Origin of the sequence: Nafulsella turpanensis ZLM-10, assembly GCF_000346615.1 — a bacterium.
Lineage (GTDB): Bacteria > Bacteroidota > Bacteroidia > Cytophagales > Cyclobacteriaceae > Nafulsella > Nafulsella turpanensis.
This window is the reverse complement of record NZ_ANNU01000017.1, coordinates 80,208-102,488: the sequence shown is the minus strand read 5'-3', so window position 1 is coordinate 102,488 and position 22,281 is coordinate 80,208. Positions and strand designations below refer to the sequence as shown.

The 22,281-nt window shown below is 48.1% G+C and carries 18 protein-coding genes; 4 read left to right on the top strand and 14 right to left on the bottom strand.

All coding sequences use genetic code 11. The annotated features are described in order from the left end of the window. Positions 1 to 85 precede the first annotated feature (85 nt). From F752_RS0108165 to F752_RS0108135, 7 genes are all read right to left on the bottom strand, one after another. Positions 86 to 1,633 (bottom strand): hypothetical protein, encoded by a 1,548-nt coding sequence (locus tag F752_RS0108165; RefSeq protein ID WP_017731242.1) that lies wholly within the window; start codon positions 1,631 to 1,633, stop codon positions 86 to 88. Positions 1,634 to 1,635: 2 nt separating this feature from the next. After that, positions 1,636 to 2,733, bottom strand: a complete 1,098-nt coding sequence (locus F752_RS0108160; protein WP_017731241.1) for a vWA domain-containing protein — start codon at positions 2,731 to 2,733, stop codon at positions 1,636 to 1,638. Positions 2,734 to 2,874: 141 nt separating this feature from the next. Beyond that, the gene (locus F752_RS23725) at positions 2,875 to 3,582 is read right to left on the bottom strand and encodes an NRDE family protein (RefSeq protein WP_017731240.1); all 708 of its coding nucleotides are present in this window, start codon (positions 3,580 to 3,582) and stop codon (positions 2,875 to 2,877) included. A 36-nt stretch (positions 3,583 to 3,618) separates the two neighbouring features. Then, entirely contained in the window at positions 3,619 to 4,452 is an 834-nt protein-coding gene (locus F752_RS0108150; protein WP_017731239.1) for an NAD(P)H-binding protein, read from the bottom strand. A gap of 102 nt (positions 4,453 to 4,554) precedes the next feature. After that, positions 4,555 to 5,172 carry a sterol desaturase family protein gene (locus F752_RS0108145; RefSeq protein WP_017731238.1) on the bottom strand — a complete coding sequence of 206 codons (618 nt, stop codon included), beginning with the start codon at positions 5,170 to 5,172 and terminating at the stop codon, positions 4,555 to 4,557. A 91-nt stretch (positions 5,173 to 5,263) separates the two neighbouring features. Next, positions 5,264 to 6,412: an N-acetyl-alpha-D-glucosaminyl L-malate synthase BshA gene (gene bshA, locus F752_RS0108140; protein ID WP_017731237.1), complete on the bottom strand. Its 1,149-nt coding sequence runs from the start codon at positions 6,410 to 6,412 to the stop codon at positions 5,264 to 5,266. 63 nt (positions 6,413 to 6,475) lie between these two features. Beyond that, entirely contained in the window at positions 6,476 to 9,454 is a 2,979-nt protein-coding gene (locus F752_RS0108135) for a glycoside hydrolase family 3 N-terminal domain-containing protein (RefSeq protein ID WP_017731236.1), read from the bottom strand. Between the two features lie 71 nt (positions 9,455 to 9,525). Between F752_RS0108135 and F752_RS0108130 the strand changes: the two genes are divergently transcribed. From F752_RS0108130 to F752_RS0108115, 4 genes are all read left to right on the top strand, one after another. Further along, positions 9,526 to 9,891 carry a bromodomain-containing protein gene (locus F752_RS0108130; RefSeq protein WP_017731235.1) on the top strand — a complete coding sequence of 122 codons (366 nt, stop codon included), beginning with the start codon at positions 9,526 to 9,528 and terminating at the stop codon, positions 9,889 to 9,891. Positions 9,892 to 10,070: 179 nt separating this feature from the next. After that, a complete protein-coding gene (mutL, locus tag F752_RS0108125) occupies positions 10,071 to 12,011 on the top strand; it encodes a DNA mismatch repair endonuclease MutL (RefSeq protein WP_017731234.1) in 1,941 nt (646 codons plus the stop codon). Positions 12,012 to 12,016: 5 nt separating this feature from the next. Next, entirely contained in the window at positions 12,017 to 12,817 is an 801-nt protein-coding gene (locus F752_RS0108120; protein ID WP_017731233.1) for a rhomboid family intramembrane serine protease, read from the top strand. 12 nt (positions 12,818 to 12,829) lie between these two features. Beyond that, positions 12,830 to 13,774: a rhomboid family protein gene (locus F752_RS0108115; RefSeq protein ID WP_017731232.1), complete on the top strand. Its 945-nt coding sequence runs from the start codon at positions 12,830 to 12,832 to the stop codon at positions 13,772 to 13,774. Between the two features lie 102 nt (positions 13,775 to 13,876). Here F752_RS0108115 and F752_RS0108110 read toward each other — a convergent pair whose 3' ends face one another. The 7 genes from F752_RS0108110 to F752_RS0108080 all read right to left on the bottom strand — a co-directional run bounded on the left by F752_RS0108110 (position 13,877) and on the right by F752_RS0108080 (position 22,198). Further along, positions 13,877 to 14,734: a DUF4249 domain-containing protein gene (locus tag F752_RS0108110; RefSeq protein WP_160164095.1), complete on the bottom strand. Its 858-nt coding sequence runs from the start codon at positions 14,732 to 14,734 to the stop codon at positions 13,877 to 13,879. 10 nt (positions 14,735 to 14,744) lie between these two features. Then, positions 14,745 to 17,408, bottom strand: a complete 2,664-nt coding sequence (locus F752_RS0108105; protein ID WP_017731230.1) for a TonB-dependent receptor plug domain-containing protein — start codon at positions 17,406 to 17,408, stop codon at positions 14,745 to 14,747. Positions 17,409 to 17,439: 31 nt separating this feature from the next. Continuing rightward, positions 17,440 to 18,429, bottom strand: coding sequence for a FecR family protein (locus F752_RS0108100; protein ID WP_017731229.1), 990 nt, complete (start codon positions 18,427 to 18,429; stop codon positions 17,440 to 17,442). A gap of 30 nt (positions 18,430 to 18,459) precedes the next feature. Then, positions 18,460 to 18,882: a hypothetical protein gene (locus F752_RS0108095; RefSeq protein WP_017731228.1), complete on the bottom strand. Its 423-nt coding sequence runs from the start codon at positions 18,880 to 18,882 to the stop codon at positions 18,460 to 18,462. Positions 18,883 to 18,982: 100 nt separating this feature from the next. Then, the gene (locus F752_RS23720) at positions 18,983 to 19,528 is read right to left on the bottom strand and encodes an RNA polymerase sigma-70 factor (protein WP_017731227.1); all 546 of its coding nucleotides are present in this window, start codon (positions 19,526 to 19,528) and stop codon (positions 18,983 to 18,985) included. A gap of 241 nt (positions 19,529 to 19,769) precedes the next feature. Next, positions 19,770 to 20,843 carry a 23S rRNA (adenine(2503)-C(2))-methyltransferase RlmN gene (rlmN, locus tag F752_RS0108085; RefSeq protein WP_017731226.1) on the bottom strand — a complete coding sequence of 358 codons (1,074 nt, stop codon included), beginning with the start codon at positions 20,841 to 20,843 and terminating at the stop codon, positions 19,770 to 19,772. Between the two features lie 119 nt (positions 20,844 to 20,962). Beyond that, entirely contained in the window at positions 20,963 to 22,198 is a 1,236-nt protein-coding gene (locus tag F752_RS0108080) for a tetratricopeptide repeat protein (RefSeq protein WP_026135599.1), read from the bottom strand. Positions 22,199 to 22,281: the final 83 nt, after the last annotated feature.

Genomic DNA, 22,281 nt, shown 5'->3' with positions numbered 1-22,281 from the left:
CAGATTTTCGCGGGAAAAGAAGGCAGCTGATGAGCTGCCTTCTAAAAAAGCTAATGGTGCAGCTTTAACGCTGCCATTCTTAATTTTAATAATCTTCGTCCTCGTCTTCGAAGTCGGCCATGCCCGGCATCGAAAACATGCTGCTGAGCAGGTCGCCAAACTGGGTGCCGGCGGTGAGTTGTCGTTTACTGAGCATACTGTATTCGGCAAGGCCGTGGAGCACAAATTCCATAAAAAAGAAACGATCCTGTGCAGGTACATCGGGCTGATGCCTTTTAACAAGCTCCTGCAGCCCGGGTACTTTCAGGAGTGCCTCCTGGTAAGCATTATTGCTGGCATCGCTGAGTACATCTACCGTATGCCCTTCTCCAAACCAGTCGGTAATGATTTTATAAGGTGTAGCCTGCTTTCCCTTTGGCTTTTGCCCGTCTTTTTGGTTATTAGCAGGTTTAGGGTCCGGAAAATAATTCACAAACTGGCTGCGGATGGCCTTGCCAAGCAGGTTTTGGGCAACAATGCCGGCACCTTCCTGCTCTCCTTCATACACCAGCTCAATTTTACCGGTTACGGCCGGAATTACCCCAACCAGGTCGGCCAGCCGAATATGTGTTTGCTTATCGCCATTGATAAGCGTACGCCTTTCGGCGGCGCTTATCAGGTTTTCATAAGCCGAAATAGTCAGTCGGGCCGATACGCCGCTTTTGGCATCGACATACTCGCTGTTACGGGCTTCGAAAGCAATTTGCTCGATAAGGTCCTTGATGGTTTCGTTCGTGCTAATTTTTTCCTTTTGGGCAGGGGTGAGGGCCGCTTCCTGCTGTGTGATGTTTTTGCCCACCTCAATGGAACGTGGGTAGTGGGTAATAATCTGGCTGTCGATACGGTCTTTAAGCGGCGTTACAATGCTGCCCCGGTTGGTATAATCCTCCGGATTAGCGGTAAATACGAACTGAATATCGAGCGGCAGGCGCAGTTTAAAGCCACGAATCTGGATATCGCCTTCCTGCAGAATGTTGAAGAGGGCTACCTGTATGCGCGGCTGCAGGTCGGGCAGTTCGTTGATGGCAAAAATACAGCGGTTCGAGCGGGGAATGAGTCCGTAGTGGATAACGCGCGCATCGGAATAAGGGAGCCTTAGTGCGGCGGCCTTTATTGGGTCCACGTCTCCTATGAGGTCTGCTACACTTACATCGGGCGTAGCCAGCTTTTCAGTATAGCGATCGCTGCGGTGCAACCAGGCAATAGGGGTCTGGTCTTCATTTTCTTCAACCGTTTTACGGCCAAAGTAGCTGATGGGGTTTAATGGATCGTCGAGCAGTTCGGCACCATCAATATAGGGAATGTACTCGTCGAGGAGCATCACCATCTGGCGGGCCATGCGCGTTTTGGCCTGGCCGCGGAGGCCCAGCAGGTTAATATTATGGCGGGAAAGAATGGCCCGCTCCATATCCGGTATCACTGTTTCTTCATAGCCCAGGATGCCTTCAAAAATGGTTTCTTTCTTTTGGAGCTTTTTAATCAGGTTTTCGCGAAGCTCTTCTTTTATGCTGCGGCTTTTGTAGCCGGCTGCTTTTAACTCTCCAAGAGTAGTAATTTTTTGTAACTGCTCGGCAGAGCGTTCATAATATTGCATAGTTAAAAGTTTTTTCTTCTGTTCCGACGATAATCTTCAAAAACGAGATGCCCCAACCCCTGCAGGTTGCTGTAATAAGCATTGCCATTATTTACCTTCGTAAATTCCTGCACAAACTGCTTCAGGTAAGGGTCGGAGGCAATCATAAAAGTGGTAATAGGTATATTGAGGCGGCGGCACTGCGCAGCCAGGTTTAGTGTTTTATTCAGGATTTTGCTGTCGAGCCCGAAGGAATTTTTGTAGTACTTAATCCCCTGCTTCAGGCAGGTGGGCTTTCCATCGGTAATCATGAAAATCTGTTTATTCGAATTTTTACGCTTCCTGAGCAGGTCCATAGCCAGCTCCAGCCCGGCGACGGTATTGGTGTGGTAGGGGCCCACCTGCAGGTAGGGCAGGTCTTTGACCTGTATTTGCCAGGCATCGTTGCCAAACACGATAATCTCGAGCGAATCTTTCGGGTATTTGATCTTGATAAGCTCTGCCAGGGCCAACGCTACTTTTTTGGCCGGGGTAATACGGTCTTCGCCATAGAGAATCATGGAGTGGCTGATATCAATCATTAGCACCGTGGAGGTTTGGGTTTTAAAGTCTTTCTCGTGCACCTCCAGGTCATTCTCGGTAAGCATAAACTGCTCCATGCCATGGTTTACCTGTGCATTCCGTAGCGAATCGGTTACGGAAATCTGGTCTAGGCTGTCGCCGAACTGGTAATCGCGCAGCTCGGTACGTGGCTCTTCGCCGGCTCCGCCAAAATGAGTATGGTGGTTGCCTTTGTTGCCCTTTTTCAGTTTTCCGAAAATCTCCTCCAGGGCAGAGCGGCGGATGGATTGCTCACTTTTAGCGGTTAGCTCGAAGCGTCCTTCAGGGTTTTCATCCGTGATATACCCTTCCTTTTTGAGGTCTTCGATAAAGTCGCCGATGCCGTAATCTTCGGAGCTGAAGTTATACTGCTTATCGAGATTGCTTAGCCAGTGAAGCGCTTCCGATACATCGCCGGAAGTAACGAGCAGCAGCTGCATAAATATTTTCAGGAGGCTGTCGAAGGTGGCTTCGCCGGCCATTTCCTGGGGTATATACTGGGAGAAACGATATCCTAACATCTGATTTCTTTTGCTTTTATAGGTTAGGGACTGCAGGAGAACAGCAGTTTAAAGTTATAACGATGAACTATTGGCTGAAGGTATGCAGCCTCCTTTTCAATCAACAAAATAGGATTTATTAAGTTTCATTCCGGCAGCGCTTCAGGGGTCAGTTTGTAAAGGGATGTGCCTCATTTCCATTCCTTTATCGTTTGCCTGTACCTGGGTAATGCTCACCGTTTTTACCTGCTCACGCCGAAGGAGCAGGCTGTGCTCCGGCTGCTCTTTTCCGCCACTTCCGTGGCGGCCACGGAAGTGGAAGTCCAGAATGGCTTCGGGAGTTCGGGAAGGGTTTGTCTCCAGCCATTGCAGAAACCAGCTTTCCCTTTCCTGCTGCTGAGGGGGCGAATATAATTGAGGGGCGGACCAGATGTGAGGACGGGCCGGATCATGGGTGCGGGTATACTTTAACTTACCATTCCACTTGAGTTCATAGATGGCAAGGTTATGCTCCTTTCTCTCAAAACAGAGCAGCGTAAAAGGCTCTATACCCTCCAGTGAATAGTCTTCTGCAAAAGCTGAGAAAGAACCACTGGCAGCATCGAGCAGAATCTGCCCGCGGCTCTGCCTGTATGGCGGCTTCGGTTGGTGGTGCCCAATTCCGCCGTTCATGAGGCAGAAGAGGCGCTTCCTGCAGTCGGTGGCTATCCAGGAGCCGCCTCCCTGCGGGTCCTGCGGGAAGAGCAGTTCCGTTTGGTTTCTTCTTTCCTTTACCGGAAACACCGCTGGTGAACGCAATGGGCTCTCATCGCGATTCTGGGTTAGAATAAAGCCGGCAGTAGAAATGGGCAGGTAAGTGATGGTGCACATAAAGGTTGTTTATGTTTCTGGATACTCATGCAGTGGTTAGGAGTGGCTGTAGGGAAACTCCAGCGGGTTTGGGTGCAGGAACTGATAGTTTAGCTCGCTGAGCAGTTTGTCGCTGCTTACAACTTTAAAACCCTCTGCTTCGGCTGGAGCAAAGGTGGGTGCTTCAAAATCAAATTCCCGTGCATTCTGCTCATAAACCTCCTGCCGGGTGGGGTGTTGCGGAGCCACTGCATTGAGCGTTTCATTCCAGTAGTTCTGCCTGATAATGGCTGTGATGATGCCGATAACATCGTCGCGATGGATGTAGTTGACCGGCACCTGCCCTGTGGTGAGATTCTTTTGTCCGGCAAAGTAGCGGCCGGGTATCCGGTCGTAGCCCATAAGGCCGCCGCAGCGGAGAATGGTGCAGTTTAAGCCGGAAATACTTTTTAAAATATTTTCTGCTCCGGAAATGGCCGCGTGCCCACCTTTAATCCCTGCATCTTCTTCCTTTACCTCCCGCTCCAGGTTTGGGTATACCGATGTGGAGCTGACATACAGGCAGTGGCTTATTTTATGCTTTTTAATTTCATCCGAAATGGCTTTTATCTGTGCAGGGTGAAAGTCATCTCCCTCTTTACGGCTTTTTGGCGGTATGTCAATAATGAGCAAATCGGTCTGGAAGAAATCTTCCGCACTACCCTGCAGCCCAGGTTCCAGCCGCAGCAGGAAGGGCTCAATGCCTACGCCCTTCATTACGCTCATCTTTTCGGTGCTGGTGGTGCTACCTTTTACGGTGTAACCTTCGGCCAGCAGTCGCCTTGCCAGTGGCGCACCAAGCCAGCCACAGCCTAAAATACTTATCGTCGAATTTTCAGCTGATTTTTTCAAATTGCTATTGCTAAAGTTGCGGAGAGCCCGGTTATGCAGAAGTCGGAGCGTATCGTTTTCTGTTTACCATTCTATCATTCCTTCATTCACTCATTCAAAAATTTATTTGGGCATGGTCCGGAAAACATAATCCCACAGGGGAGAGGTAACGCCAAAGGCAACCTCAGGGTCTTTATAATGATGGATGCCATGGTGTACCCATAAAACCTTCAGGAAATTTTTAGGCGGCTGATAGGCATGGACAATGTAATGGATAGATAAATAGGTTGCATAGCCCATCAGGATGCCGGGCAGAAATCCATACACCAGGTCGCCCAGCAGAAAATGGAAGAGGAAGTAGAGAATGGTGGCATATATCAGCGCGATAAAAGGAGGCATGGCCAGGCGGTCTTTGTCTTTCGGATATTCGTGGTGGATGCCATGCACAGAGTATTGCACCTTTGCTTTTACTTTATTGGTGGGCAGCATATGGAAAAAATAGCGGTGTGCCAGGTATTCCAGCAGGGTAAAAAATAGAAATCCTGTTATAAAAAGACCGGCAGTTGTTAAAGCACCCAGTCCTTCTTCGGCCAGGGCATAGTATAATAGGCCGATGGATAAAATGCCAAACAGGCTAATGGGTATGGCTACATTTGTTCGGGTAAGGCGTTCTAAAACAGGGTTCGAGAACAAAGCCCTGGTTCCTTTATTCTTTGGTCTGATGTGAGTATACTGACTCATGGTTTCCTTAAGTATCAGTTAAAAATATAAGTACAGCGGAACGGCAAAAGGCCGTATCCTTAAAAATGAAAAAGGGTAATTCTGTGCCCCGTTAGCGGGTTTCGGAGGTAAGCAGGTCCTGTTCGGCCTTTACTTTTTTGTAGATGTCTTCGTACATCGGTAAGATGTTAGCAACATCAAATTCCTGAGCCCGCTGTAAGGCATTTGCTTTAAATTGCGGAAGGTTTTCTTCCTGTAATATAAAAAGAGCTTTTTCGGTCATTTGTTTAACATTTCCGATAGGACTCACAAAGCCGCTAATGCCATCCTGCACTAATTCCGGTAAACCTCCGGCATTAGAGGCCACTACAGGTACCTCGCAGGCCATGGCTTCCAGGGCGGCCAGTCCAAAGCTTTCTTTCTCCGAAGGCATAAGGAACAAGTCGGCAACACTCAGTACTTCCTCCACCGCGTCGAGCTTCCCGAGCATGCGCAAATCATCGCAAATCTGTAATTCGCGGCACAGGCTTTCGATGTTCATCCGCTCAGGACCATCGCCCACCAGGAGAAGCTTACTCGGAATTTGTTTACGAATTTTGCTGAAAATCCTGACCACATCCTCCACCCGCTTTACCTTTCGGAAGTTAGAGGTGTGGACAATCAGCTTTTCTCCGTTCGGGCAGATAGCGGTTTTGAAATGATCTTTCTTTTGCTTTTTGAATCGCTCCAGGTCAATAAAGTTCGGGATAACCGCTATATTTTTTTTAATATCGAAGTGCTGATAGGTATCCTTTCGGAGGTCTTCCGATACGGCGGTAATGCCATCCGACTCATTAATGCTGAAGGTGACCACCGGTGCATAAGAAGGATCTTTGCCTACCAGGGTAATATCTGTACCGTGGAGAGTAGTAACAACGGGTATGTCAATGCCCTGTGTCTTCAGGATTTGTTTCGCCATATAGGCGGCCGAAGCATGCGGTATGGCATAATGCACGTGCAGCAGGTCGAGTTTCTCGTACTGCACCACATTTACCATTTTACTTGCCAGTGCCAGCTCGTAAGGCGGATATACGAAAAGGGGATAGGAGCGAATGCCTACTTCATGATAAAAGAGGTTTTCGTTAAAAAAGTCGAGGCGCGTGGGTTGAGAGTAGGTAATAAAGTGTACCTGGTGCCCTTTTTTAGCCAGGGCTTTACCGAGCTCTGTGGCCACTACACCACTACCACCAAAAGTGGGGTAACAAACAATGCCTATTTTCATCCGGATATTGATTTTAAAGCACAACACTCCATTATTTTAACGGAGATTGCCGCCTTTTAAGCGCTAAGGTACGAGCTTATATTTATTAAAGCTTTGCATAGCCTTATAAATTTCGTCCTGTATACGGGTACGAAAGTTGTAACGAATCAGTTTAGTATTTCCGGCATCGGGGTGAATGCGATTCGATAAAAAAATATATACCAGGTCAAATTCCGGGTCAACCCAGGCGGCAGTACCGGTAAAGCCGGTATGACCAAAGGTGGAGGGGGAAGCAAGGTTAGAGGCCGGTCCGTAAAATTCATCGAGGGCTGGTTTGTCCCAGCCAAGGCCGCGGCGGTTATCTTCAAATTGTTTCTTGCTAAACCTGCTCACCGTACCAGGAGCAAGGAACTTGCGGCCGCCATACACCCCATCCTGCAGGTTCATCTGGAGTAAGGTGGCTAAATCGCGGGCGTTGCTAAAAACACCTGCATGACCTGCAATACCACCAAACATGGCGGCTCCCTGGTCGTGTACCATGCCGCATACCAGTGAATTACGGAAGTAATTATCCTGCTCGGTAGGGGCAATCCGCTCCATCGGAAACTTACAGAGGGGCAGGTAAGTCATGGTTGTCAGGCCCAGTGGTTCATAAATATTCTGCGAGAGGAAGGCGGCCATTGGCTGGTTCAGTGTTTTCTCTGCAATCCGCTGCATGATGTAATAGCCTACATCGCTGTATTTATATTCATGCTTTTTCTTGCCCTTTTCCAGTGGGAGCAGTTCAGAATGTTTAATCCACTGCCAGATGGAATCCTGCAGACTGTTGGCGGCATAGATGCCACTGGCCACCTGGAGGTTGTAGTCGGGTATGGGGTAGGCACTGTAGAAATCCTGGTTAAGTCCTGTTTCTGTTACGGTGTTTTTCCAGAAAGGAATATAGGGAACCAGCCCGGCCTGGTGCGTAAGGATATTGCGAAGGGTGAGGTTGGCCTTGTTGCTTCCTTTCAGGTCTTCCAGATAAGTGACGATGGGTTTATCCAGCTCTACCAGCCCTCTTTCCTCCAGAAACATCATTACCTGCAGGGTAGCCGCTACTTTGGTAATAGAAGCGATATCGTATATGGTTTGGTTGTTAACCGGCTGCAGACTGTCGTAGCTCAGGTGCCCAAAAGATTTATGATAGACAATTGAGCCCTTACGCGCAACCAGCACCTGTGCACCAGGAGTGGCCTGTATTTCGATGGCCTCCTTTACAATTTCATCGATATTGGCCAGCACCTTCGAGTCCAGCCCTACATCTTCGGGGGTGGCATAACTCAGGCGGTCCAGCTCCCGGGTGGCTTCGCCCATATCGCGCCGAAGCAGGCCGGAAACAGTTACAGGGAGCTCACCTTTTGCCCGTAAGCCGCCGAAAATAATAGCAGGTACTATTTTGCGGGTGTAGGTATTGTCTTCGTAGGCAACAATGAGGTGAGGAGCCTCCTCGAAGTATTTAAGACTGTAAGGGGATCCAAAGACTGAAAAGATAATATTCGGCTTTCTTTTTAGTTTACTGATAAAGGTAAGTTCCGCATCCGTTAAGCCGAACTGCTCTTTGGCCGAGCGTTTCATTCCCTGAACACCTACTACTACATAATCGTAGAGCATTAATTTTTGGTAGAGCGCTTCTATCTCCTGGCCTGTAGCATTTTCGGGCAAACTGTAGTGGGTAAAAGGGGCATATTCGTTGAGCATTCGGCTAAACTCGGCAGTGGCTTCCGCACTTTCTGCCCCGCCAATGGCGACAGAAGCAAAGTTGCGCTCTTCCAGCCGGCGGATTGGAATGGCTTCCTTACTGTTTCGTACCACCGTAGTGCTGTGTTCATAGAGTTTCTGGCGAATAAGGTCGGAGACAGGTTCGTTAATCTGGCGAACAAGGTTAGCGGTATCGGTAGGCTGGTAGTTATGAAGTCCGGCCCAGTATTTTGCCATCAGTATTTTTCGTACCCGTTCGTCTACTTCTTTCTGGTCAATTTCGCCCCGGCGAATGGCGCGCTTGAGCTTACGAATAGCATCGGGTACATCTTCTGAAAAAAGAAGAATATCATTACCCGCCTTAAAGGCTTCTACATCTACTTCCCCGGGTTCGTAAAAGTTGCTTACGCCCTTCATGTTCAGGGCATCGGTAAAGATGAGGCCTTTATAGCCGATTTCCTTTTTCAGGAGGTCGTTAACCGCTGCCGGGGAGAGGGTGGTGGCTACATTTGGGCGGTTGTCGAGGGCGGGCACATGCAGGTGGGCCACCATTATGCTGGCCAGGCTGTCTTTAATCAACTGCTCAAAAGGGTATAGCTCTACACTTTTCAGCCGCTCCATATTATGGCGGATAACCGGCAGGGTAAGGTGAGAGTCGGTGTCGGTATCGCCATGGCCGGGAAAGTGTTTGGCAGAGGCCAGCACGCCATTATGCTGAAGGCCCCGCATATAGGCTATGCCTTTACGGGCCACATTCATTTTGTATTCTCCAAAGGAGCGGGTGCCAATTACCGGATTTTCGGGATTACTGTTTACATCGACAACAGGGGCAAAATTAATGTGTACTCCCAGCAGCTTTAACTGGCGGGCAATTTCGGCACCCATGGTGTAAATCAGCTGGTTATCCTGTATGGCTCCCAAAGTCATTTGCCGCGGAAAATCAGGAATGCTGTCGAGCCGCATACCCAGTCCCCATTCGGCATCCATGGCTATAAAAAGAGGTACATCGGCTTCGGCCTGCAGCTCGTTGGTGATGAGTGCCTGCCTGACGGGGCCGCCCTGGAAAAAGATGAGCCCGCCAATTCCCTGGCGTTCTACCAGCTTTCTGAGCTCTTTAAAATGATCATCATCACGGTTCGAATAGGCCGCAACCATAAACAGCTGGCCCAGCTTCTCTTCATCATCCAGGCTGTTCATGACGCTGTCTACCCAGCGGTCCCGCTTTAACAACCAGGCTTCCTCCCCAGCACCTTCAGTAATTTCCTGGGCGTGCAAACTGCCGCCTAACAGAAAGAGAATGAGTGCTATACAAACTTTTCCGGACATACCAACGTTACCAAACAAATTTTATAAGAATAATCAATTATCTTTGTAGCAGAGATGCAAATTACTGAATTATGAAATTTCCTTCCCTGATAAAACTCCCTAAATATAATAAATTTAATTTCGAGCCTCGGTATTACGATCCTGTTAAAGAAGAAATCGAAATCAGGACAAGTAAGATAAAACAGGAATTGGAAGCCGAAAGCCGGATTACTACTGACCAACGGGCTCAGTTTAAGGCCGAAATGGAACAGGTGTTCAGGCGAAGAGCGAACGAGGATCGGCAAACCGGCATCATTCAGGCCGTCTTTATCCTGCTGTTCGCTTCTGTTTTTGTAGGATACCTGTTCTATGGTAATAACGCTTTTTACGTTGCTTTGATTTTACTTCCGATCTATATTTTGTACCGGAGGAAGAGCTTTACGCGTAATAAAAAATAAAAACTTCCTGTTTTTAAGGGAAAGAAAGCTGCTTTTACGAAGGCGGCTTTTTTTTTGCTGCTCACACCTCAGTTGTGGTAGTTTTGAGCGTTTAAAGCTGCGGGCGCTTTGTGCAAATTTTGTATATTTGTTGTTCTGAAAAACCAGCCCTTTAACGGTTTAACCTATAAATTTTTTCCATGTCAGATATCATCAAGTTACTTCCGGATGCCATCGCCAACCAAATTGCTGCCGGCGAGGTAGTGCAGCGGCCGGCTTCCGTGGTAAAGGAGCTGATGGAAAATGCCATTGATGCCGGAAGTACACAGGTGCAGGTCCTTATTAAGGAAGCAGGCAAAACCCTTATTCAGGTAATCGACGACGGTAAAGGAATGTCGCCTACCGATGCCCGTATGAGTTTTGAGCGCCATGCCACTTCTAAAATACAAACCGCCGACGACCTTTTTTCTATCCGTACCAAAGGCTTCAGGGGCGAAGCACTGGCCTCCATTGCAGCGGTTGCGCAGGTAGAGCTTAAAACGCGGGAGCGGGAAGCGGAGTTGGGTACCTGTATAAGCATAGAAGGTTCGGAATTGAAAAACCAGGAGCCGGTAGCCTGGCAGGAGGGAACGTCCATTGCAGTAAAAAACCTCTTCTTTAACGTCCCGGCCCGGCGAAACTTTTTAAAATCAAATGCCGTGGAAATGCGGCATATTGTCGATGAATTTCAGCGGATTGCCCTGGCGCATCCGGATGTAGCCTTTAGCCTGTTCCAGAATGACCTGGAAACCTATCAGTTAACGGCCGGAAAGTTAAGTCACCGCATTGTACAGCTGTTTAATAAGAGTTATAAAGAGCAGCTGGCCTCCTGCCGCGAAGAAACGCCTCATGTAAGCATCCACGGGTACATAGGCAAACCCGAATTTGCCAAAAAGACCAGAGGAGAACAGTTTTTCTTCGTTAATAACCGCTACATCAAAAATAATTACCTGCACCATGCAGTCATGAATGCCTATGAGGACCTGCTCGCTTCAGATACCTATCCTTTTTATGTGCTCTTTATCGAGATAGATCCGAAAAACATTGATATCAACGTCCACCCGACGAAAACCGAGATTAAGTTTACCGACGAACGGACTGTCTATGCCATTGTGCAGTCGGCCGTACGCCAGGCCATTGGTTCGCACAATCTTACCCCTTCTATTGATTTTGACCAGGATGTAAATTTTCAGGCCTTTATCACCGGCACCTCAGGCCCGCGGACGGACGAGGAAAAAAGTGCAGGCAGGCAGTGGGAACAGTTTCGGCAGCCGACATCCGGCCATGGAGCACAGGAGCGGAATAACCTGCAAAACTGGGAGAAGCTGTTCGAAGAAGAAAAGCCGCGGCAGTCCCGCTTTCCGTTCGACCCGGGGCATTCGCCGCAGCCCGGACAGGCGAGTCCCAGCCATTCGCGCGAAAGCATTATTCAGCCTTCCAAAGCTTTTGGAGAATCGGTTACCTTCGAGAGTGCGGCCAATGAGTTAAAGCAGGGCACTACTAAAACAGAGGCCAGCTCTTTTGCTCCCAGCGAAGCCGAGAGCAATACCTTTCAGCTGCATCAGCGGTACATCATTAGCCAGGTAAAATCAGGCATGATGCTGATTGACCAGCAGGCTGCCCATGAGCGTATTCTATACGAAAAGTATATTTTTAACCTGGAGAAGAAAAGCGGCGCTTCACAGCAGTTTTTATTCCCGCAGAAAGTAGAGCTGAGTACAGCCGATTTTGCCCTGGTGAGCGACCTGATGCAGGAAATACGGGACCTTGGCTTTGATGTAGCACCTTTTGGTCAGCAGTGCGTGGTGATAAACGGTGTGCCGGCTGACCTTGCCGGAGCCGATGAGAAGCATCTTTTTGAAGGACTGATTGAGCAGTTTAAGCACAACCAGGCAGCACTAAGTCTCGATAAGCGCGAGAATATGGCAAGGGCCCTGGCAAGCCGCTCATCCATTAAAAAGGGACGGAAGCTGAGCGGGCTGGAAATGCGGGCTCTCATAGACCAGCTCTTTGCCTGCCGGAATCCGAACTATGCCCCTGACGGAAGGCTTACGTTCTGCATTCTGGAAATGGAAAAATTAGCAAACTTTTTCACTAAATAAATCAGATGTTCCGATTCAGTCCTGTAGTTAAAAACCTTTTAATTGCGAATGTTGCGATATTTGTCCTGTCGTTTCTTTTATACAGCCAAACCGGTATAGACGTAAACGATTACCTGGCCCTTTATTATTTTGCATCCGATAACTTTGAGCCATGGCAGTTTGTTACCTATATGTTCCTGCATGCCAACTTCAATCACATTTTCGGGAATATGATAGGGCTGATCGTGTTTGGCACCTGGCTGGAGGAGGTGTGGGGCTCGAAACGCTTTTTGCAATACTACCTTATTACAGGCGTAGGAGCAGGTGTTTTATTTATGGCGGTCGATTATTTTGAAAAGGCAGCCATAGAGGAGAAAGTGGAGGCCTTTTTAACCGAGCCTGCCCCTAAAGATTTTGAACTGCTGGTGGGAGAGTACTTTTCCCGCGGGTATAATTATGAGTCTGGTTTTATCGATGCTTATTATGAAAATCCTGAAAGCAATCAGTACGAGCGGCAGGCAAGGATTTTTATACAGGATGCCTATAATCAGCAGTTAAATATTCCGATGCTGGGTGCCTCCGGGGCAGTTTTTGGTATACTGCTGGCAGCCGGTCTCTTATTTCCGCGCCGCCGGATTATGCTTCTAATTCCGCCGATACCTATGCGGGCGAGAATATTGGTTGTTTTATATGGGGCTTATGAGATTTACTCCATCTTCCAGCGGGCGCCCGATGATAATGTGGCCCATTTTGCCCACCTGGGTGGCATGCTGGTAGGATATATTCTATTGTTAGCTTGGCAGGAACACAATACCCGATACGAATAATTTTAATCGTTCATGAACCGATTCGCTGAAGAATTAAAAAATGCCTTTAACAGGCCTAATAATGGTTTAATCAGAATTATCCTGATCAACCTGATTGTGTATGCGGTGCTGATAGTGCTGAGGGTAATCCTTAACCTTTCAGGAGCAGCGGAGGTGTTTGCGCTCATTATGAGCCAGCTGATGCTGCCGGCTGATTTTACTGCCTTTTTATACCGGCCATGGACGGTAGTTACCTATATGTTCACCCACCTGGATTTCTTCCATATCCTGTTCAATATGCTGTTCCTGTACTGGTTTGGACAACTGATTATGGATTATCTGGGGAGCAAAAAATTCGTTAATATCTACGTACTGGGTGGTTTGGCAGGAGGAGTGTTTTATATGCTGATGTATAACCTGCTGCCTTATTACCAGGAGCAGGTAGCGGCCAGTGTTTTGCTGGGCGCATCTGCCGGCGTTTCGGCCATTATTATTGCCGCTGCCACACTGGTGCCGAATCATTCCTTTATGCTGATTTTTATCGGCCCCGTTAAAATCAAGTATATCGCCATCTTTTATGTTGTCTTTAAATCATTTGCCGGTCTCGACGGCCCTAATGCCGGTGGCGAGCTGGCGCACCTTGGTGGTGCCCTTATCGGTTACCTCTACGTTCAGCAGTTGCGAAGTGGCAATGATATAGGCAAATGGATTTCCGGACTTCTGGACTGGATAAAGAACCTTTTTGAGCGGAAACCTAAAATACGGGTAAGCCATAAACAAAGCACCTATACAGGTAATAAAAGTACCTATACCCGCACGGCAGAGCGCCATCGGAGCGCCACCTCTACCACTACGGGAAGCCGTACGGCTGTGGAGCAGGATGAAATAGATGCCATTCTGGATAAAATATCTGCCAAAGGCTATGAAAGCCTGAGCAAGGAAGAAAAGCAAAAGCTTTTCAATGCCAGTAAACGGTAGGGAGAAGTTTTAGAATTGAAAAGAAGTAAGGGAGCTTGCCGGTTAATGACCGGCAGGCTCCCTTACTTCTTTTAGATGCCCGTTCAAGGTATAGCCTGTTCTTTATTCTACTTTAAAAGTGAGCGTCTGGGCATTGTAAGCACCAAAAAGGCCCATGCCATTTATAATATTATTGCTGACGGAAACAGGCGTTAAATTTAAGTTATCGCCATAAGATTGCTTGTCCAGTGTTTTTACATACTGGTAGTATTCCTTTGTAACTTGTGCTATCTGCACATAGGTTGTTCTATAGGGGTTATTTTCGAGATTTAGCTTTAGCTCTAAGGCCTCTCCGTTAAAAAGTTTGTCGCTAAAGAACAGGCGGGTTTCCATTGAGAACTCATATTCAATTGGCGAAGACGATTCAAGATGTACATACCTGTTGAATGCCTCTCCATCCCCCGTGGTATCAGGTGTAAATGCCTGGAGATAGTAAAAGTTTTCCTCATTAGGCGTATCCTTAAGGGTGAAAAAAGCATTGAGGGTCGTTCCCTCCCAATCGGAGCGGGCAGGTTCGACAGTCGCCTGTAAGTTATCAATAACCGCCTGCCCGGGAACACTGGTTATGGCACTGGCCTGAGGGAAACCGGCTGCACTTACGCGTAGTTCGTACTGTTGAAGGGCTTCGGGTTTTTCTGCTGCCTGGTAAATACCGTTGCCGATGTGCGGGAAGTCTAATAAGTGCTTTCCTTCCTGAAAAAGACTAACAGTTGCATTTTCAAGCTGTTGGTGTTCGTTGTTGGAGAAGGCGCTTTGGCTGGCGCTAACATCTACAGTAAGCAGGCTATCAGGATTAAAAACAGCATTTACTACTAACTTTGGTTCATGTTCGGGAAGATCTATTTCCACCACAGTCTGGCAACTCCAAAGCAGGAGCGAAAAAGCAGACAGGCAAGCAATAATATTTTTGAATCCTTTCATTTTAACTTTCTTAGAATTTAAAACCATAACTAACAGAGGGGATAATAGGGAACAGGGAAACCTTATACAGCATCCGTTGCGAACTGTTCTTATAGTAAGTGCCGGGACTGGAAAGCTGTATGAAATAAGGGTTCATGCGATTATAGGCATTGTAAACTGATATGTTCCAGGAGCGCTCTCCCCATTTCTTTTTTTTGGTGTGGGTCATGCTCAGGTCGAGCCGGTGGTAGGCAGGCATACGGTAGTTATTGTGTTCGCCAATGTAATCAACTGTTTCGATAGAAGGCGACCAGCTATCCGGCTGATAAAGGGGTTCGTTGTATGCTTTATAGTTTGCCGATGGAAGTGTGGTTATAAAGCCAGTATGGTATACCCAATTGCCGCCTATACTTAGCTTTTCGGTCAGCTGGTGGTTGATTACGATGGAAATATTATGCCGGCTGTCGTAGGTGTAAGGATACTTTTGGTTAAAGTTAATGCCCTCCAGCTGCCGCCACGACCAGGCAAGGGTATAGCCAAGCCAGCCGGTGGTTTTGCCATGGCGTTTTCGCAGCATCCACTCCGAGCCATAACTCCAGCCCTCGCCGCTGCTTATGCGGGATTCATATGGCGGAGCAACAAAATTGGCGAAATTCGTTTCCGGTCCGCTGCGTAAGAAGTCATTTACAAAGTTACTTCCCGCCTTAAACTCTGCTACATCTTTCATTTTTTTATAGTAGAGTTCAGCGGTAAGCTCCAGTTTATTTTGCGCCAGCAGGGTGGCTCCACCCAGAGTAACCTGCCAGGAGCGCTGCGGTTTTACCTTGTCGGTTGCCGGTACCCAAATGTCGGTAGGGGTGCCGGTAGAGGTGTTGCTGAGCAGGTGCAGGTATTGTGTCATGGTGGCGAAGGAGGTGTGCACACTTAAATTATCGGAGAACTTATAGCCAAGTGCCAGCCGGGGCTGCAGCGATTTATAAAAGGTGCCGTTTACCGCAAAGCCTGAAAAGTGCGCCCCTACCCTGGCCTGTATATGCTCGTTAAGCTGAATCTGATCTTCGGCATAGGTATAAAACTCATGGGCAGATATGAGGGAAAAGGAATCTGTCGTGAGGCTGATGCTGTCGGCCTGCACCCGTACAGCTTCGGGCCTGAAATGGTGGAAGGTGTAACTGCCACCAAAGCGGATGTGGTGCTTTGGGTGGGCCGCATAGTCGAAATCGGCTTTGGCGCCCCAGTCCCTGATGCTTGAACCATAATCTACCTGGCGCTTAAAAGTGATGTCCTCTTCCGCAAAGCGCGATTCGGTAGTTTTCAATTCTGTATCCTGTCCAAAGCTGTATCGGCTGTGGGTAAAGGTAAGGTTGCTGAACAAGCTGGGGCCATATACATGGTTCCAGCGCAGGGCACTCGTAATGTTGCCCCATTGCATCCTGAATTTTTGCTCCTCCAGAACACTGCCGAGAGAAAATTCCTGTTTGTCTGAAAATTTATCCTGTCCGGCATATACACTTAAAAAGATGCGGTCCTTTTCAGAGAAGGTATGATTGATTTTTGCATTCAGGTCATAAAAATTGTAGCTGGTCATTGACTCTCCGCTCAGAGCACCCAGGGTGGCGATTATCAGGTCGAGGTAAGTACGGCGTGCAGCAATTAGGTAGGCTGTTTTGCCATTTTTAACAGGTCCTTCCAGCAGCAGTTTAGAAGAAATAAGTCCTACAGCGCCTTCACCCGAAAAGCGTTGGTTGTTTCCTTCTTTCAGTTGTACGTCCACTACAGAGGAGAGCCTTCCGCCATAGGGGGCCGGAAAGCCGCCTTTAATAAGGTCGACGTTTTTTATGGCATCCGGATTAAAAACGGAGAAGGTACCCAGCAGGTGCGAAACGTTGTATACCGGCACGCCATCGAGCAAAATCAGGTTCTGGTCGGGACTGCCACCGCGTACAATCAGGTCGGAGGAGCCTTCTCTGCCGGCCATGGCTCCAGGCATTAGCTGAATCGCCTTTATGGCATCGGCTTCGCCCATCATGCGGGGAAGCTCCTTCATCTCCTCCCCACGAATGGAAAGCAGGTTGGCTTCTTTCAGATCTGTGACTTTTCGGGCGCTTATTCCTACTTCCTGCAGCCGGAATGGTGCTGGCTGTAACTGAAAAGAAATAGTAGTATCCTGTTTTAAAGCAGGGAGCCGGAGGTAGAAGGGATCATAGCCGAGGTAGCGGAGGTGCAGGGGAGCGCCATCTACCCTTAGACTGTAGAATCCATAGGTATTTGCAGAGGCTCCCGTTTTTTCTGTTATAATGGTGGCTCCCGGCAGAGCTTCTCCGGTGGCAGCATCTGTAATATATCCGCTAATGGTATAATGCTCCTTTTGCTGAGAGTTCTCTTTTCTGCTCACGGGGTTCAGGATAATCTGCTCTCCAAGGAGGGTGTAGCGGATATTCTTGTCGCGGAACAGCTCATCCAGCACCAGTTTAAGAGGCTGGTCTTCAGCCTGAATGCTTACCTCCTGCTGCAAAGGCACTAAGTTGTTGCTGTAAGAGAAGCGAAGGCCATAGGTAGAAGACAATTCCGTGAGGATTTCTTCAAGGGTAGCAGTCGTATGAAGGGTAATTTTTTGCTCCATGGCCGATTGGGCCAAGAGGGAGCAGGTAAAAAGCAGCCAGCTTACGCTAAAGCATAAGATATTTTTACGCATAGTTATAGTTAAAGAATGTTGTATGCTGAAATTATTTGTTGCACCCTTGCCCTGTTAAGGTATAAGTTTGTTCGTTCTGCCGGGTGTATTCCAGCTGCAGAGCAGTCGCCAGTACCTGCAGCACTTCTTTTAGGGCAGGCTCCTGAAAGCTGCCGGTGAAGCGACAATTTGCCAGCTGAGGGTTCTGTAAACGAAGATTTACTCCATAATAGCGCTCCAGTACAAGGGCAACCTCTGCTAAAGACTCGCCCTTAAATGTAAGGCTGCCGCTTTTCCAGGCCCAGGCATTTTCTGATAGGTTCCGGAATTTGCTGATAGTATTTACCGGCTTCTGCAGGATGGCTGCATAACCTGCTGGCACCAGGGCCTGAGCCTGCTCTTCTTCTGCAGCAAAGGCCACTTTGCCCGTAGCCACCCTTAGCTCAACAGTTTCTTCTTCGGGGTATGCCCTGAGGTTAAAGGAGGTGCCCAGTACGGTGGTAAGAGCTTCGGCTGTTTCTACTGTAAATGGTTTTTCAGGATCGTGTTTTACCTCGAAAAAGGCTTCTCCTTCTAAAATTACCGCACGTTCCGCACCCTCAAAGTCGGGCTGGTATATTAGCCTGCTGTGTTTATTCAGCCATACCTGGCTGCTGTCGGGGAGTAAAAACATCTTTTGCTCATTTCCGGAGGCCACCACTTCCATAGAATAATAGGGGAAGAAGAGGAGTTGGACAAGCCAGGCAAGGCCGATAAGCAAAGCTACTGAGGCGGCTATTCTGGCTGTTAAAGGCCAGAGTGGTCGTTGTTTTATCTTCTGCTGTTCCGGGCGAATGGTCTTCCGGACTTTTTCCCAGGCAGTCTGCGTGTCGATTTTAGCTGGAGGCGGTGGTGAGGTGAGTACCCACAAACGCTTTTGTTCCTGGTACTGCTTCTGGTGGGCCGGGTCTTCGGCCAGCCATTGCTGCAGTGCTTCCAGTTCCGAGGGCGATGCTTTCCCTTCAAGCTGTTTGGCTGTTATTTCCCAGAATTTAGTATTCATGGCAGGGGTGAAGTTTGGGTGGCTTTCCGCTTATTTCTTTTTCAGGTCGATTACAACATCATACTCTTTACCAGCTTCAGCAGTACCCGAAAAGGTAATGCGGCTGCTGCTAAAGTTATTTATTTGGTAAGTGCCTCTGAATATAATTTCTGCTTCGGAGAGGGTGCTGATATGTACTTCTTTTGGGCTGGCCTGGGCATTGTAGCCAATCGATCCCCTGTCGTACCCTTCCAGCTCATAGTAGCCGCTGCAGTTGCCATTGCCAAGTTTACGTTTTTCAAAGTAAAACACGCCTATGGGCGCTGAAGCTATGGAGTCCTGCCCATTCGACGTGAACACTATTTGCTGAATTTCCCACTCTCCATCGAACTGGTTTGTTAAACTCTGGTCTTTGTCGCAGGCAGTAAAGAACAGGAGAAAACAGAAAATAAAGGGGTAAGAGTGCTTTTTCATCTTTATAAGATTCTGTTGGGCAAAAATGTAACTTCAGGAGTGGGTGTGAATTCCTGTTCCTGTAATAATGACCAGTGCAGGGAGTTTTACCGCTACTCAGTTAAGAAAAAAAATAAAAATAAATTTGAAGAAGGGCCAGGAACAGCCCTAACAGCACTTTCCGGAAAGCCGCCAGTGCTTTTTTGATGTGGTTATCGACGGTGTTCGGAGAGATCTCCAGGAAAGAGGCAATTTGCTGGTGCGACATGCCTTCGTAGCGGCTAAGCATAAATACTTTTTGGCACATTGGGGGGAGCTTATCTATGATTTGTTGTATTTGCAGCTCCAGTTCCTGCTGTTCCAGCTCCTGCTGAGGATTTTGCCCTGCTTCCTGCTTTTGCGCCTTAAATTGCTCTTCCTGCAACTGTTTTCTGCGTTGTGTGCTGCTAACATAATTTAAGGCTTTATTAATGGAGGCTTTGTATAGGTAAGCATCAGGGGTTTGTATGGTTTGTTCTGGCTTGTTCCAGAAACTAATAAATACCTCCTGTACAATGTCTTCGGCGGCATTAAGGTCGTGGGTAATGCGGTAAACCCGCTGACAAATACGCTGATAATTGCGCTTGAATATTTCTTCGAAATAGGCTTCGTCCTCTCTGGCAGACATAGGAGTGGGTGTGCACTTTTAGCAAAGATATCAATTTTTTATAGCTGACATAAAAGCAATACGATTTGTTAGCGAAGTGATTCCAAGACCTAAAGGTTAATAGGCGCGATTAGAACCACAGCCGACGAAGGCTGGCTGAAACAGAAAAGATGGAGGTGAGAGGTAGCAGCAGTACCTCCTGATGCAATAAGTAAACAGGGAGACAGATAGGAGAGGCTTGGAGCCTTCAAAAGGTTCCCGCTTAGGCTGCCGATTCTTTCTCTTTATCCCGGTTGGCCAGCTGCCCGCAGGCCGCATCGATATCTTTGCCACGGCTTCGGCGAACATGCACGTTCACCCCTTTTTTGCGGAGGTAATTACTGAACTGATCCAGCCGGTCCTCTTCGGTATTAATGAAATCAGCTTCTTTAATAGGATTGTACTCAATGATGTTTACCATCGAAGGCACCTTTTTAGTGAAGCGGTAGAGCTCCTCTGCATCTTCGAGGGTATCATTAAAATTATAGAATACGATATATTCGAAGGTAATTTTGTTTTTCGTCTTCTGGTAAAAGTACTGCAGGGCTTCGGCCAGGGCTTCCAGAGTATTGCTTTCGTTAATAGGCATAATCTGGTCGCGCTTTTTATCGTTGGCGGCATGCAGCGAAAGAGCGAGGTTAAACTTTACCTCATCATCGGCCAGCTTTTTAATCATTTTGGCGATACCTGCCGTAGAAACGGTAATGCGCTTAGGCGACATGCCCAGTCCATCCGGAGAAGTGATATAGTCGATGGATTTGAGTACGTTGGCATAGTTCAGCAGGGGCTCACCCATGCCCATATATACAATATTAGTCAGGGGTTGCTGATAGTTTTGCTCCGCCATATTCTTTATTTCCACCACCTGGTCGTAGATTTCGGCGGCATCCAGATTGCGCTTTCGTTCCATATAGCCGGTCGCACAAAATTTGCAGCTAAGAGAACAGCCTACCTGGCTCGATACACAGGCCGTCATCCGATCATCGGCCGGAATCAGCACCCCTTCCACTAAGTGGGTGTCGTGCAGGCGGAAAGCCGATTTGATGGTTCTGTCGCTGCTAATTTGCTGGTTATGTACTGCTATTGGGCGGAGGCAGAATTCCTCTTTCAAACGTTCGCGCAGCGCCACGGAAAGGTTAGTCATTTCCTCAAAATCGCGGGCAGATTTCTTCCAGAGCCATTCATAAATTTGTTTGGCACGAAAGGATTTCTCGCCCCAGGTAAGCAGGCTGGCTTTCAGTTGCTCGAGGCTGAGACTACGGATATCTTTTTTAGTGGAAATAGCAGTGGCTGTCATGCTGCAAATATAATTGAAATTAAGCGCAAATCATTTAGCCCCACCCGAAAGTAGGGCCATAGAGTCAGAACAGGAGCGCAGGCGGAAAGGTTCTTTTTCGTTTTAGTGGGTAGAATTTATTAGCGGCAGTGGGTACGAAAGGCTTCTTTAGCCTCTTTTGAGCCAAGCTCGGCGGCTTTTGCCCAGGCGGCGCAGGCGTCTTCCTTTTGCCTCCACTGAAAGAAGTTTTGCCCCTGTAAAAGGTAAGCCGTCGGATTCTCCGGTCGTAGAAAGATAGCCCAGTCAAGCGCCTTTTGTGCTTTTTTGTGCATTCCCAGCCTGGTATAGGTTTGTCCGAGGCCGCAATGGAGCTGGTAGTGGCTTTCGGGCGTTTTAACAGGATTGACCACAAGGGCATAGGCCTGGCCATAGAGGTTCTGGTATTCCTGCACTACAATATTGGTGGCATCGTGGTACTGCTTTAAAGCCTCCTCGTAATTTTCCATTTTTAAAAAGAGGGCTGCCATACGGGTGCGGGCCTCTATGGTGAAAGGCTCTGCCTTCACTACCTTTTTATAGGTTCGGATAGCCTTCTCATAATCCTCTGTCATTTCGTAGCTGTTTACCAGTTTGGCATAGGTAAGGGCATTATAGCCGGGCTGGTTTTGGGCCAGCAGCTCGAAAAGCTCTGCCGCCCTTTTGTAATTTGCCTGCTCGAAATGCTGGTTAGCCTCCTGCTCCAGCTCGCCTAAAATCTGCTGCCTGAGCAGGCCTGCTTCATAGGAAAGGCTGTAATCTTTGTTCAGGCTTTTGAGCATGGCAAGGGCATCAGCATAGTTCTGCTTCTGATAAAAGAGCACTGCTTTCTCGTAGATGCTTTCAGAAAGAGCAGCCTGTTCGGCCAGTTCTTTTTCGTGCTGGTAGGACTGGTAGCCCCCTAAACCCATTACAATGGCAGCGATGGCAAAGAAAATACCAAATGCCCAAGCCGTGGCAACCATGTTTTGCCGCCTGCTTACGAAAGGCGGTGTATGGTAAGGTTGCCAGCTATAAGGGTTTCGCTGCCGCCGACCAGTATAGGGAGGAGGACTATAGGAGGCTCCATTACTGGCTTGCTTGTAAGCCTGCTCCTGTTGAGGTTGAATGGTTTGTGCCTGAAAGTCCTGGTAATCCAGCATATGGTCATGCTGTTCCTTTTTTAGCGGGTTTTTTAGAACCTGATAAGCATGGCTGATTTCCTTAAAGCGCTCCTCTGCATAGCTGCTACCCGGATTCCTGTCAGGATGGTAGCGGAGGGCCAGCTGGCGATAAGCTTCCTTTATTTCTTTCGCCGACGATCGCCGACTCACGCCCAAGATGTGGTAATAATTAATCAATGCTCTTTTAGTCCTACAATGGTGGATACGTACGTAATTAAATCCACACTGCTACTGACGGGCAGGTGGTAAAGCGGCAAAAA